We start from the raw sequence: 12,832 nt of genomic DNA, 5'->3' as shown, positions 1-12,832 counted from the left end.
ATACGACAGACAGTGCTGGGTTGGACAGGGTCGCACCGGACAGCAACCGTGGACGATCCGTCGCCCGGCCTGCCCGGCCGGGAACAGGTGATCGAGGCGGCGGTAGTGGGCGGTCCCGCGCCGAACCGGCTCCGCCGGGCGCTCTGGCTGTGGCCGGCCCTGGCCACCCTGCTGATCACCGCCGTCCAACTCGACGGAGCCCCGCTCTGGCGGGACGAGCTGGCGACCTGGAGCGCGGCGTCCCGACCGGTCGGCGACCTGCTCCGGCTGGCCGGCACCATCGACGCGGTCAGCACGCCGTACTACCTGCTCCTGCACGCCTGGATCGCGGTCGCCGGCGACTCGGTCACCGCCCTGCGCCTGCCGTCCACGTTCTGCATGGCCGGTGCCGCCGGGCTCACCACCGTCCTCGGCACCCGGCTGTTCGGCGCCCGTACCGGGTTGGTCGGCGGCCTGCTCCTCGCGGTCCTGCCCAGCACCTCCCGGTACGGCCAGGAGGCCCGCCCGTACGCGTTGGCGGTCCTGCTCGCGGTGCTGGCCACCCTGCTGCTGGTCCGGGCGCTGGACCGACCGACCTGGCCGCGCTGGCTCGGGTACACGGCCGCCGTCGTCGGACTGGGCCTGGCCAACCTCGTCGCGGTCAGCGTGCTCGCCGGGCACGCGGTCGCGGTCCTCCTGCATCGGCGCGGGCGGCTGCCCGGGTGGGCGGCGGCGGTCGCCGGGGCGGCGCTGCTGCTGGCCCCGTTGGCGGTGTTCGGCCGTGGTCAGCAGGGCCGGCAGCTGGACTGGGTGGACCGGCCCGGCCCGGGTGACCTGGTCGACCTGCCGGGCAACCTCGCCCAGGCGAGCAGCGTCGGCGGACTGCTGCTCGGGCTGGCCGCGGTCGGGCTGGCCGGGTCCGCCGGGCACCCGGGGCCCCACGGGTCCGGGTCCGCCGCGGGTACGCCGGCCGGGGCCGGCCGGTGGCGGGTAGCCCTCGGCGCCACCGTGCTGCTGCCGGTGGTGCTGCTTTTTGTCGGCGGTCAGCTCACCCCGCTCTGGGTGCCGCGTTACCTGCTCGTCGTGCTGCCCTTCGGCTGTCTGCTCGCGGCCACCACGTTGGCTCCGCTGCGGCCTGCCGCCGGGCTGGCGATCGTACTGGTCACCGGCCTGCTCGGGGCACCGGAGCAGCGGGCGGTCCGGCGTACCCACGAGACCCCACGCAGCGCCGAGGTCGACTATCCGGCGGCCATCCGGATCATCGCGGCCGGGCAGCGGCCGGGTGACGGCATCGTCTACTCGCCGCGCGGCGGCTGGGCCCTCCTCGACGTGGCGGTCGCGTATCAGCTGCGTCGCGACCGGCCCCGGGACGTGCTGTTGCGGCAGGACGCGGTACGCCGGGCCGACCTCTGGGCCAGCGAATGCCCGGTGCCGGCCAGTTGCCTGACCTCGGTCGACCGGGTCTGGCTGCTGGTCCGGGGGGAACGGGACGATCCGCTGGCCGGGGTCGCGGCGGCGAAGGCGGAGCCGCTACGGAGCCGGTTCCGGCTGGACCACCGGTGGACGGTGCCCGGCCTGACCGTGGCGCTGCTGACCCGCGTCGGCTGACCCGCCGCGCGGCAGCTCAGCGAACCAGCGGGACGACGAGTAGGGCCTCGGTGCCGCAGCCCTCCCGGTTGCGCAGTTCGATCGTGCCGCGCAGTTCCCCGGTGGCCAGCGCCCGGACGATCTGCAGGCCGAGCCGGCTGCGCTGGTCGGCGTCGAAGTCCGCCGGCAGGCCACGGCCGTTGTCGGCGACCGTCACGTGCAGCTGCTTGCGGGACCGATGCGCCGAGACCACCACCTCGGGTGGCTCGGCGCTCTCCTCGACCACCCCGGTGCCGGCGTCCGCCGGCCGGGTACCGCTCTCGGCCGGTGGCGGGAAGGCGTGTTCGACCGCGTTGAGCAGCAATTCGTTCAACACGATCACCAACGACGTGGCGATCTCCGCCGGCAGCACACCGAAACTGCCCTGCCGGCTCATCCGGACGCGTACCTCGGTCGCCGCCACCTCGGCGGCGGCCGCCGCCACCCGGTCGACGATGCCGTCGAACTCGACCGCCTCGTCGCTCGACATGGAGAGGGTCTCGTGCACCAACGCGATCGAGGCGACCCGGCGGACCGACTCCTCCAGGGCGGCCCGGGCCGCCGGGATGCCGACCCGGCGGGCCTGCAGCCGGAGCAGCGCGGCGACCGTCTGCAGGTTGTTCTTCACCCGGTGGTGGATCTCCCGGATGGTCGCGTCCTTGGTGATCAGGGCCCGGTCGCGGCGGCGTACCTCGGTCATGTCCCGGACCAGGACCAGCGCGCCGATCGGCACTCCGGCGGGCATCAGGGGCAGCGCCCGGGTGAGTACGGTCGCGCCGCGCGCCTCGATCTCCCGCCGGGGTGGCGCCTCGCCGCGCAGGGCCGCGAGCACCCGGTTCGCCGCCTCGGTCCCCTCCAGCGGGTCGGCGGCGAGTCGCCCGTTCAGCGCCGCGAGGTCCTCGCCGACCAGGTGCGAGGAGAACCCGAGCCGCCGGTACGCGGACTGCGCGTTCGGGCTCGCGTAGGTGACCTTGCCCTGGGCGTCGAGCCGGATCAGACCGTCGCCGACCCGGGGGGCGGTGGTCGTCTCGCCCGGATGCCGTGGGGGCGGGAACGTCCCGTCCGCCAGCATCTGGGCGAGATCGTCGGCGGTGGTCAGGTAGTTCAGTTCCAACTGGCTCGGGGTCCGGGCGGTGGAGAGGTTGGTGTCCCGGCCCACCACCGCGATCACCTCGCCGGACTCCCCGTCGACGGCGCGCAGCCGGACCGGGATCGCCTCGTGCCGGGCCGGGGTGTCGCCGTACCAGACCGGGTCGCCCTCCCGCCAGATCCGGCCCTGGGTGGAGGCGATCGCCAGGTGGGCGACCTCCGGTCCGCCGACGATCCGACCGACCTGGTCGTCCTGGTACGCCGTCGGCGCCGTGGTGGGGCGTACCTGGGCGACGCAGACGAACGAGTCGGTGTCGCTGACCGGCACCCAGAGGAGCAGGTCGGCGAAGGACAGGTCGGAGAGGAGTTGCCATTCGCCGGCCACCCGGTGCAGATGGTCGATGTCGACCGGACGCAGACCGGTGTGCTCCTCGGCGAGATCACGCAGCGTGGACACGGGGCAAGCCTGCCACGTCGCACCAGGCGGCGGGTATCGGAGGAGAAGCCGGAGTGCCGCTCAGAGGGTCGAGGTGACCTTGTGCAGCCCGCGCGGGGCGTCCGGGTCCTCGCCTCGGGCCAGCGCCAACGCGAGGGCGAGCCGCTGCACCGGCAGGATGTCCAGCAGCGGCGCGTACCGCTCGTCGACCTCGGGCACCGGCATCCGGGCGGCGGCTCCGGGCACGTCGGCCGGGCCGACCACGACCAGGTCGGCCCGCCGCTCGCCGACCTTGGCGACCACGTCCCGCATCGCCGTACCGCCGGGACCGGCGCCGACCACGGCCAGGACCGGGACGTCCGGGTCGGTCATCGCCAGCGGGCCGTGCAACAGGTCGGCGCCGGAGAAGGCGAGTGACGGCAGGTAGGAGGTCTCCATCAGCTTGAGCGCCGCCTCCCGGGCGGTCGGGTAGGCGTACCCCCGGCCGGTGGTGACCATCCGGTCGGCGAACCGGTAGCGGGCGGCCAGCTGGCCCGGCAGCGGGTCGGCGAGAGTCGACTCGGCCAGTTCCGGCAGCGTCTCCAGCACCGCCCGCTCGTCGGCCGGCAGCCGGCCGTCGCCGGCCCGGATTCCCTCGACCAGCAGGAGGAGGGCGAGCAGTTCGGCGGTGTACGTCTTGGTGGCGGCGACCGCCCGCTCGTGTCCGGCGACGACGTCGATGGCGAGTTCCGCGGCCGCGGTGAGCGGCGAGTCGGGGTTGTTGGTGACCGCCAGGGTCAGCGCGCCGGAGGCGCGGGCCACCCGGAGCACCTCGGTCAGGTCGGGTGAGCCGCCGCTCTGGCTGACCCCGATGACCAGTGCCTCGGAGAGGTCGGGCCGGGCGCCGAAGACGGTGATCGCGCTCGGCGAGGCCAGCCCGGCGGGCAGGTTGAGCCGGATCTCGGTGAGGTACGCGGCGTAGAGCGCGGCGTGGTCCGAGGTGCCCCGGGCGGTGAACACCACGTGCTTCGGACGACGCTCGGCGATCACGGCCGCCACCTGCGCGATCGCGGTCAACGACGCTGGTTCGAGCAGCCGCGCGTAACCCGCCGGCTGCTCGTTGATGTCCGCCGCCATACCGGCACCTGGTTGCGCCACGATGACCTCCTCCTGCCCGGCGTCGCGCTCGGGACATGCCGCGGGACGCCCGGGCCGATGCTCGATTCCCGCGCGTTTCGTGCTCAGCTTTGCACGATTCAAGCCGATGAAGCAATCTAACGATCAGCTTTGCGCAGTAGATCACCACGTCCGGTCGCCATGCCCTAGGCTCCCCAACCCAGGGGAAAAACCACGTACGGCGGAGGGTCGAGTCGGTGCCCGAGGGAACGGACGATCCCCGGCTGTCGGCCGAGGGAGAGCTGGCGCTGGCCCGGTTGGCGCTGGACGAGGGCGACCTGCGGCACGCCGCCGGGCACCTCGCCGGCGCGATCGCGTACGCCCCGACCATGCCCGAGGTGCACGAGGCGCTCGCCCAGCTGGCCGCCCGGGCCGACGGCGGGGTCGACCTCTTCCCCCTCGACCAGCACCCGTTCATCGGCACCGTGGTGGCCCGCGCCCACCTGCTCGCCGCCGCCGGCCGCCCCGGCGACGGGCTGGAGCTGCTCGCCGCCGCCACCGGCCACGCCCCGTCGACGGACTGGGCGGGAGTGCCCTGGGTGGCCGCCCCGGAACTGGTCGAACATCTCGACCCGGACCGGATCGCCCGGGTGCTGATGCAGGTCTGCGCCGGCATCCCCGACCCGGTTCCGGAGCAGGACCGGGAGCCGCTCTGGCCGTACCTGCGGCTGGCCCGGCACGCGGTCGCCGCGCACCCCCGGCACGGGCTGCTACTCGGCGCGGCCTCGGCGCTGGCCCGCCGGGTCGGCGCGGTCACCCTGGCCGTCGACTGGGCCACCCAGGGTGCCCGGGAACTGCCGTCGAAGCTCTCCGAGGTGTGGCTGGGTTACGCGTACCGCAGCGCCGGCCGGACCGCCGAGGCGCTCGCCGCGCTGCGCCGGGCCGTCGACCACGACCCCGGCGACCTCTCGGTGTACGCCGACATCGCCGGCACCCTCGCCGACCACGACCGGCTGGACGAGGCACTGGACTGGGTCGACCGGGCGCTGGCCCGGGACCCGACGTTCGACTGCGCGGTGCACACCGGTCACCGGCTGCGCTACCGCCGGGACGGCGACCTGGCCCACCTGGTCGCGCTCGCCGACTTCGCCCGCGACCATCCGGACGACTCCCACGAGCACAGCGACCTCGCCGAGTGCTGCCACGGCGAGTCCTGGCTGGGCCGGATCCCACCGGCGACCGAGGCGGTGGTGGCGGTGCTGCGCCAGGTGCTCGCCGCCGACGACGTGGAGGCGGGCGGCGAGTTGCGGATGACGGCGCCGGAACCGCCGAGCGCGGTACGGGCGCTGCTCGCCACGATCCCCGACGTGACCGTCACCGTCGACCAGGTTCCGGAGCCGGATCTCCGGCAGCCCCGTCGCCCGGTCTCCCGCCAGTTGTGGCGGTACGACAACATCACGCCGGTGCCGGCCGTACCGGCGCCCTCCGAGTCGGCGGTGGAGCGGATCCGGCACCTGGCGCATCCCGCCTGGCCCCACCCACCGGCCGCGTACGACGCCGCGGTCGGACTCGCCACCCTGGAGCTCGACGACCTGCTGGGGCTGCTGGCTCACCCGCCCACGACGCCACCGACCGAACTCGGTCGGGCCCTGGCCGAGCACGACCCGACGCTGTGGCACCGTTCCGTCCAGGTCTGGGCCTGCCTCGGGCTGCTGCACCACCGCACGGACGAGCCCTGGGCGGAGTCGACCCGCCGCCGGGTGCTGCTGGACCTGGTCTGGGGAGTCGAGGACTGGGTCACCGAGGCGGCACTGTTCGCCCTGGTCACCGCCGCCTGGGTGGATCCGTCGGTCCGTACCGAGGTGGCCGGGGTGGTGGCCGCGCGGTTCGCCGACGCGGTCGAGGTGTCGCAGCACCGGTCGGTCTCGATCAAGCGCTCGCTGGCCCGGCTGGTGCTCGCCACCCCGCAGGTGGAGCCGGCCGCGCTCGCCACCGCCCGGCACCTGCTCGCGTCTCCGTCGGCCGGACGGACCGTGCCCCGCCCCCGTCGGTTCGGACAGCTGTGGGGGCGGGTGTGGCAGCGCCTCACCCGCCAGTCCTGACGCCAACTCACCCCGCCAGGCCAGACGCACCTCACCCGACAGCCGTTACAGACCGGCCCGTAACCGCCCCACCCGCCAGCCGTCACGGCCGGTCCGGAAACACCTCATCCGGCGGCCCGGACCGGTCGGGTCCGGGCCGCCGGTTGAGCTCAGCTTGCACCCGTCGGCGCTCAGCGCACCGGCGGGCTGGCCAGCGCCGTCTCGGCCTGCTCCTCCGGGGTCGCGGCGGGTGCCGCGTCGTTGGCACCGCGCAGCGGGATCTCCTTGACGAACCAGGCCAGCACCGCGACGACCAGCGCGAACGGCACCGCCCACCAGAAGACCGAACCGATCGCGTCGGCCAGCCCACGGAGTACGGCGAGCTGCTGCTCCGGGGCCAGCCGGCGCAGCGCCTCCAGGTCCACCCCGGCGCCCTCGCCGCCGCCGGCCATCATCGCGCCGGCGGACGAGTCGGCCAGCCGGTTGGCGAAGATCGCACCGAAGAGCGAGATACCGAACGAGCCGCCGATGGACCGGAAGAAGGTGGCCGCGCCGCTGGCCGCACCGAGGTCCTTCTGCTCGACGCTGTTCTGGGCGATCAGCATCGAGGTCTGCATGAGGAAGCCCATGCCGACACCGAGCACCACCATGTAGAGCGAGGACTCCAGCTTGCTGGTCTGCACGTCGAGCATGGTCAGCAGGGCCATGCCGACGGTCATCACGATGCCGCCGATGATGGGAAAGGCGCGGTACCGCCCGGTTTTGGTGATCGTACGGCCGACCACGATCGAGACCACCAGCATGCCGAACATCAGCGGCAGCAGCAGCAGGCCGCTGTTGGTCGCCGACGCCCCCTGCACGGTCTGCTGGTACAGCGGCAGGAAGTTCATCGCGCCGAACATCGCGAAGCCGAGCAGGAAACCGATGATGGAGATAACCGCGAAGTTGCGGTTGGCGAAGAGCCACAGCGGCAGGATCGGCTCCGCCACCCGACGCTCGACGATCGCGAAGGCGACCAGCGTCACCACGGCGAGCGCGACGAGGCCGAGGATCTGCGCGGAGGCCCAGGCGTACTCGTTGCCGCCCCAGGTGGTGACCAGAACGATCGCGGTGATGCCGACCGAGAGCAGCGCGGCGCCGAGCCAGTCGATCCGGTGCTCGGTGCGGTACTTCGGCAGGTGCATCCGGGTGGCGAGCAGGAGCAGCGCCACCCCGCCGAGCGGCAGGTTGACGTAGAACGCCCAGCGCCAGGAGAGGTGGTCGGTGATGAATCCGCCGACCAGCGGCCCGGCCACCATGGCGATGGCCATGATGCCGGCGATCATGCCCTGGTAGCGGCCCCGCTCCCGGGGCGGCACCAGGTCGCCGATGATCGCCATCACGCCGACCATCAGGCCGCCCGCGCCGAGGCCCTGCACCGCGCGGAAGGCGATCAGCTCGATCATGCCGTCGGCGGGGCCGCCGAGCATCTTCGCGCCGGCCATGCCGCAGAGCGCGGAGCCGATCAGGAAGAGGACGATCGAACTGAGGAACACGGTCTTGCGGCCGTACAGGTCGCCGAGTTTGCCCCAGATCGGCGTCGAGACGGTGGAGCCGAGGACGTACGCGGTGACCACCCAGGTGAAGTGGTCGAGTCCGCCGAACTCCGTGACGATTCTCGGCAGCGCGGTGCTGACGATCATGTTGTCCAGCATCGCCAGCATCATGGCGATCATCAGGCCACCCAGTACCACTCTGATGTTGACCTGTCGCACCGGTGCGTCCGCCGTGGCGGTCATCGGTAAGCTCCCCCCTGAGTGCTTTCACTTACTTGCCGACCGGCTAGTCGTCTTACTTGCCGTACGGTAAGTTGGCGCCGGGCGCCCGTCAAGCACATAGAGAGGTGGTCAGGGGTGACCGGCAGCACAGGCGACACCCGCTCCCGCATCCAGCAGGTGGCCCTCGAACTCTTCACCGAGCAGGGGTACGAGAAGACCTCGCTCCGGGAGATCGCCGAACGGCTCGGCGTGACCAAGGCCGCGCTCTACTACCACTTCAAGAGCAAGGACGACATCGTCGACAGCTTCGTCGCCGACCGGATCAACCGGTTGGACCAGCTGATCGACTGGGCGGCCGCGCAACCCACCGACGCCGTCGGACGCCGGGCCACCCTGCGGCGCTACGCGGAGGAGTTCTTCGGCACCGAGGGCCGGTCCGTGATGCGCTTCTTCGAGCAGAACCAGACCGTGGTCAAGCAGCTCTCCTCGGGCATGATGATGCGGGACCGACTGCTCCGGGTCGCCGACGTCCTCGCCGGGCCGGACCCGTCACCCGGCGACCAACTCCGCGCCACCATGGCACTCTTCGCCGTGCACGGCAGCCTGTTCGCGCTCCGCCAGCCGGAGATCAGCCTCGAACAGCGGCAACAGCTCGCCCTGGAACTCGCGTACGAACTGCTCGACCGCGTCGGCAACCCCGATGCGGAGCCGGAACGCCGGGCCGACTGAGTCAGGCGGGCGTCCGCGCCCCGGACTCCGCCGGGATCGACACGCCTGCCCCACCGGACACCGACACGCCCCCGTCGGCGAGGTCGAGCCGGAGCGCCTGCAGCTCGACGCCGGGCAGCGGCGACCAGTCCCGCTCCGGAAGACGGACAAAGCCGAGCCGCGCGTAGAGCCGGTGCGCCGGGGCGGAGAAACTGCGCACACAGATCACCACCCGGTGGCAGCCGGACGCGACAGCCCGGTCCAGGCAGCCCCGGACCAGCGCCTCGCCGGCGCCCCGCCCCTGGGCGGCCGGGTCGACCGCCAGCATCCGGAACTCGGCTTCGCCCGGCTCGGAGAGTTCGGCGTACGGCGTACCCGGCAGCACGAACAACACCGAACCGAGCACCTCGCCGGTCGACGGGTCCACCGCCACGAGCAGTTCGCCCGCCCCGGCCCGGGCCGGTACGTCGGCGAGTTCCGCCGCGTAGTCGGGGGCGGCCTCCAGCTGGCCGTCGGCCCGGTAGGCGGCCACGGTCAACCGGGCGATCGCCGCGAAGTCGGCCGGCTCGGCGGGCCGGACCAGTACCTCAGCCATCGGCGACGACTCACTCGATGACGGCGATCAGGTCGCCGTCCTGCACCACGTCGCCCTCGTTGACGGCCAGCTCCCGCACCACCCCGTCGGACTCGGCGACAACCGGGATCTCCATCTTCATGGACTCGAGGATCACCAGCGTGTCGCCCTCGGAAACGGTGGTGCCCACCGCGGTCACGACCTTCCACACGTTCGCCACCATCTCGGCGCGGATCTCCTCGGCCATCGGCCCTCCCTCGTCGGCGCCAGGGTCAACGCTCCTGCCCTGCGAACGGTATCCAACCATGCGGCCGCCCGGTCGAGGACCCGCAGCGCTGATCAGGTGCCGGTACGGGCCGGACGGACGCGGTCACCGGCCCCCGGCGCCGCAGGCCCCCGGTCCGGTCATGGGAGGATTGCCGGGCGCGGGCGGAGTGCGGGTTCTCGCCGCCGCTCGGCGACGGCACCGCACTACCGGGTGCCGCTGGACAGACGGGAGGTCGACATGGCGAAGAAGTCACGCAAGAAGAAGGCACGCAAGAAGAGCGCCGCCAACCACGGCAAGCGCCCCAACTCCTGAGCAAGGTGACGCGACGACGCCGGACCTGGACGGCCTGGTGGGGTGGGACGCGGACGGCAGACCCGTCCACGCTGATTCCCGCCCCGAACCCTGCCGCCCGGTTCCGGCGCGTCGTATCAGTCCGATTCTCCGGCCGGGCGTATCAGCCCGGCTCCGGCGTGACGTGTCAGCCGAGTTCCCTGGCGTGACGTGTCAGCCCGTTCGCCGGCCGGGTGGGTCAGTCGGGGAGGTATTCCCGGGTCTCGGTGCCGAAGACCATTTCGGCGAGCCGGGCCCGGAGCCGCTCCCGCAGGTCGGCCGGCGCGGTCTCGTTGCCGCAGCACCGGGCGACAAGCGCCTTGACCTCCTGCTCGATGCCGTACTCCCGCAGGCAGGGTGAGCATTCGTCCAGGTGGTCCCGGATCAGCACCCGCCGCTTGTCGTCGCATTCGAGGTCCAGGTAGACGTAGACCTCGGCGAGCACCTCACGGCAGTCCGTCTCGTGCGGTTCACCACAACTCATGCTCGCTCACACCTCCTGACCGGCGGTCGCGGACCTGGTCGACGGGGCGGACGTGAAGCCCCGCTCGGCAGCGTAGCGCTCCAGCAGCTTGCGCAGGTTCCGCCGGCCACGGTGCAACCGGGACATCACGGTGCCGATCGGCGTACCCATGATGTCGGCGACCTCCTTGTACGAGAACCCCTCGACGTCGGTGAGGTAGACGGCCAGCCGGAACTCCTCCGGGAGCTGCTGCAGCGCTTCCTTGACGTCGCTGTCCGGCAGCCGGTCCAACGCCTCCGTCTCGGCCGAACGCAGCCCACTGGAGGTGTGCGACTCGGCCTCGGCGAGCTGCCAGTCGGTGATCTCCTCGGTCGGCGCCTGCACCGGCTGCCGCTGCCGACGACGGTACGAGTTGATGTACGTGTTGGTCAGGATCCGATACAGCCAGGCCTTGAGGTTCGTACCCTCTTCGAACTGGTGGAACGCGGCGAACGCCTTCAGGTAGGTCTCCTGGACCAGGTCCTCGGCGTCGGCCGGGTTCCGGGTCATCCGCAGGCCCGCCGCGTACAACTGGTCGACGAACGGCAGCGCGTCACGCTCGAACCGGGCCCGACGCTCGTCCGTCCGCTCGTCCGTTCTCTCCGGTCGTGTCAACCGCGCGTCTCCCTCGCCTCGATACCGAGTCGGTGCGGCGGCCGACAACGCCGCCACGGCACCACTCGGCTGTCCCGCCGAGGATACGCGGAAATTGCGGGCGGGCGATTCGGTTCGGCCCGCACCGGCGTACGTCGGGGCCCGGTCGACCGGCGACCGTGAGGCCGGACCGTTCCGCCTCCGGTCGGGGCGCCGCGTCTCGCGGCCGTACTCCAGGCTCCGTGTCTCGGTCGACACCGGTTCCAACCCCCTCGCGCGCTCAGGTAGCTTCCGCCAGGTAGTAACCCGGTCGACCGGCGGAGCATTCCGACAGCCACCCGTCCCTGGCCCCCGCCGTGGCAAATCCGGGCGGATCCGCCACCGCTGGGACCAGGAAGGGCCTGGGAGGATGAAACCGGGCTCCGGTACGTGAACAGGCCTTCGTACCGGTGTCCGGCATCACGAGGAGCAACGAGCACCCGGGCGCGCCGGACACGGCCGTCAGCCGGCCCAGCCCTGCCGCCGCAGCCAGGCCAGCACCAGGTCGGCCGTACCCGGTGGATCCTGTCGCAGGTCGTGCCGCTCGCCGGGGCGGACCTCGACCCGGACGGTCGGCCCGGCGACCGGTACGCCGAACGGGTCCCGGTCGCCGTTGACCACCAGGGTCGGCAGGCCGGTCTCCAGTTCCGCCGCCCGGGACCGTTCGGGTCTGCCCGGCGGGTGCAGGGGAAACGCGAGCGCCACGATGCCGGCGGCGCCGACTGCCCGGGCGGTCCGACACGCGACCCGGGCACCGCTGGACCGGCCGCCGACGACCAGGGTCCGGACACCCGGCTGGCGACGGAGCAGGTCCCCGACCACCGTCGTCCACGCCTCGTCGAGCTGGCCGGCGGGAGCCGGGGCACGACGGCCGGCGACCCGGTACGGCTGGGTCACCCGGGCCACGCCGAGCCCGGCCCGGACCGCGACGTCCCGGAGTGCGACCAGGTCCGGCGCGTCGATCCCGCCGCCGGCCCCGTGACCGAGCACCAGCAGGGTCGAGGGTCGGCTCCGGGGCAGGTCGACGTCCACCCGGGCCGGGCCACGTGGCGTGGTGATCTCGTCGCTGCGCTGCACCGCGTCACTGTATGGCAGCGCGGGCGGACGACTGCCGGGATCGCCCCGGGTGGGTCGGCCGCCGTTCCCCGGCAGGTCGGCGACGGCGGCCGACGTCGGCGTCAACGCCCGGTTTGGCTGGTCAGCGCCCTCCCGATCCGACCGGTATCAGGGTCAGCAGCCGGTCCCGGACCGGCGGCCCGGCGTCGTCGACCGCGTCCGGGTCGGCGTCCACCTGGTCACGCCAGGCGACCAGCATGGCCCGGCGTTCCCGTGGCGTGGTGGCCCCCCACACCCCGTGGCAGTCGCCCACCTCCAACGCCCAGGCCAGACAGGGGCCCTGTACGTCGCAGGTACGGCACAACGCCACCGCGGAATCCGCCGGCTCGCTGGGTGCCGGAAAGAACGTCTCCGGGTCCACGCTCTGGCAGACACCCCTGGTCCGCCAGGCTTCGTCCAGACGCCGCTCGCTGAGTGCCCGGATCAGTCTCGGGTCTCGTCGCGCCGCGGCAACCTCATGCGGGCGTGGCATGCGCGCCCGTGTCATTCACCCACCTCCCCCGTGGGACCGACAAAAATCCGTGGGTGCCGCTCGCCCGGTGCGAGCCCGACACCCACCGCCGGCGCTGTGTTCTATCGCACTCGGAGAAGGGGTGACAAGGGTCTATCGCAAAGGTTCCGAAAACTCGGTACGACGT

At 72.8% G+C, this 12,832-nt stretch carries 11 protein-coding genes and 1 pseudogene; 3 read left to right on the top strand and 9 right to left on the bottom strand.

Going from position 1 to position 12,832, the window contains the following annotated elements; genetic code table 11:
• The first annotated feature begins 105 nt into the window (after window positions 1-105).
• Window positions 106-1,587: a glycosyltransferase family 39 protein gene (locus tag ABGB21_RS14550; RefSeq protein ID WP_347653587.1), complete on the top strand. Its 1,482-nt coding sequence runs from the start codon at window positions 106-108 to the stop codon at window positions 1,585-1,587.
• Between the two features lie 16 nt (window positions 1,588-1,603).
• On the opposite strand, the gene ABGB21_RS14545 is transcribed toward ABGB21_RS14550, so the two are convergent.
• Both ABGB21_RS14545 and ABGB21_RS14540 read right to left on the bottom strand, forming a co-directional pair.
• Window positions 1,604-3,151 carry a histidine kinase N-terminal domain-containing protein gene (locus ABGB21_RS14545; protein ID WP_347653464.1) on the bottom strand — a complete coding sequence of 516 codons (1,548 nt, stop codon included), beginning with the start codon at window positions 3,149-3,151 and terminating at the stop codon, window positions 1,604-1,606.
• A gap of 60 nt (window positions 3,152-3,211) precedes the next feature.
• Complete coding sequence (locus ABGB21_RS14540) at window positions 3,212-4,246, bottom strand: SIS domain-containing protein (RefSeq protein WP_347678171.1); 1,035 nt, start codon at window positions 4,244-4,246, stop codon at window positions 3,212-3,214.
• A gap of 236 nt (window positions 4,247-4,482) precedes the next feature.
• Between ABGB21_RS14540 and ABGB21_RS14535 the strand changes: the two genes are divergently transcribed.
• Complete coding sequence (locus ABGB21_RS14535) at window positions 4,483-6,327, top strand: tetratricopeptide repeat protein (RefSeq protein ID WP_347678141.1); 1,845 nt, start codon at window positions 4,483-4,485, stop codon at window positions 6,325-6,327.
• 170 nt (window positions 6,328-6,497) lie between these two features.
• On the opposite strand, the gene ABGB21_RS14530 is transcribed toward ABGB21_RS14535, so the two are convergent.
• A complete protein-coding gene (locus tag ABGB21_RS14530; protein ID WP_347653462.1) occupies window positions 6,498-8,084 on the bottom strand; it encodes an MDR family MFS transporter in 1,587 nt (528 codons plus the stop codon).
• Window positions 8,085-8,198: 114 nt separating this feature from the next.
• On the opposite strand from ABGB21_RS14530, the gene ABGB21_RS14525 reads away from it, so the two are divergent.
• On the top strand, window positions 8,199-8,792 hold the full coding sequence (locus ABGB21_RS14525) for a helix-turn-helix domain-containing protein (protein WP_347653461.1): 594 nt from the start codon (window positions 8,199-8,201) through the stop codon (window positions 8,790-8,792).
• A 76-nt stretch (window positions 8,793-8,868) separates the two neighbouring features.
• On the opposite strand, the pseudogene ABGB21_RS14520 reads toward ABGB21_RS14525, so the two are convergent.
• The 6 genes and pseudogenes from ABGB21_RS14520 to ABGB21_RS14495 form a co-directional block, all read right to left on the bottom strand.
• Window positions 8,869-9,366, bottom strand: a pseudogene (locus tag ABGB21_RS14520) (GNAT family N-acetyltransferase); the annotation flags it as partial.
• Window positions 9,367-9,376: 10 nt separating this feature from the next.
• The gene (locus ABGB21_RS14515) at window positions 9,377-9,592 is read right to left on the bottom strand and encodes a biotin/lipoyl-binding carrier protein (protein ID WP_347653460.1); all 216 of its coding nucleotides are present in this window, start codon (window positions 9,590-9,592) and stop codon (window positions 9,377-9,379) included.
• A 550-nt stretch (window positions 9,593-10,142) separates the two neighbouring features.
• Entirely contained in the window at window positions 10,143-10,427 is a 285-nt protein-coding gene (gene rsrA, locus ABGB21_RS14510) for a mycothiol system anti-sigma-R factor (RefSeq protein ID WP_347653459.1), read from the bottom strand.
• Between the two features lie 6 nt (window positions 10,428-10,433).
• Complete coding sequence (locus ABGB21_RS14505) at window positions 10,434-11,306, bottom strand: sigma-70 family RNA polymerase sigma factor (RefSeq protein ID WP_347653458.1); 873 nt, start codon at window positions 11,304-11,306, stop codon at window positions 10,434-10,436.
• A 234-nt stretch (window positions 11,307-11,540) separates the two neighbouring features.
• Window positions 11,541-12,155, bottom strand: a complete 615-nt coding sequence (locus ABGB21_RS14500) for an alpha/beta family hydrolase (protein WP_347678139.1) — start codon at window positions 12,153-12,155, stop codon at window positions 11,541-11,543.
• A gap of 121 nt (window positions 12,156-12,276) precedes the next feature.
• On the bottom strand, window positions 12,277-12,681 hold the full coding sequence (locus tag ABGB21_RS14495; protein ID WP_347653456.1) for a WhiB family transcriptional regulator: 405 nt from the start codon (window positions 12,679-12,681) through the stop codon (window positions 12,277-12,279).
• Between the last annotated feature and the right edge of the window lie 151 nt (window positions 12,682-12,832).

It is taken from the genome of Plantactinospora sp. B24E8, assembly GCF_039871735.1.
Taxonomy (GTDB): Bacteria; Actinomycetota; Actinomycetes; order Mycobacteriales; family Micromonosporaceae; genus Plantactinospora.
The sequence above is the reverse complement of the archived record's forward strand: the minus strand, read 5'-3'. Positions and strand labels throughout refer to the sequence as shown.

Bases quoted from the DNA above. Each gene is read 5' to 3' on its own strand.
- ABGB21_RS14540 (WP_347678171.1), bottom strand. From the start codon at position 4,246: ATGGCGGCGGACATCAACGAGCAGCCGGCGGGTTACGCGCGGCTGCTC.
- ABGB21_RS14530 (WP_347653462.1), bottom strand. From the start codon at position 8,084: ATGACCGCCACGGCGGACGCACCGGTGCGACAGGTCAACATCAGAGTG.
- ABGB21_RS14515 (WP_347653460.1), bottom strand. From the start codon at position 9,592: ATGGCCGAGGAGATCCGCGCCGAGATGGTGGCGAACGTGTGGAAGGTC.
- rsrA (WP_347653459.1), bottom strand. From the start codon at position 10,427: ATGAGTTGTGGTGAACCGCACGAGACGGACTGCCGTGAGGTGCTCGCC.
- ABGB21_RS14495 (WP_347653456.1), bottom strand. From the start codon at position 12,681: ATGACACGGGCGCGCATGCCACGCCCGCATGAGGTTGCCGCGGCGCGA.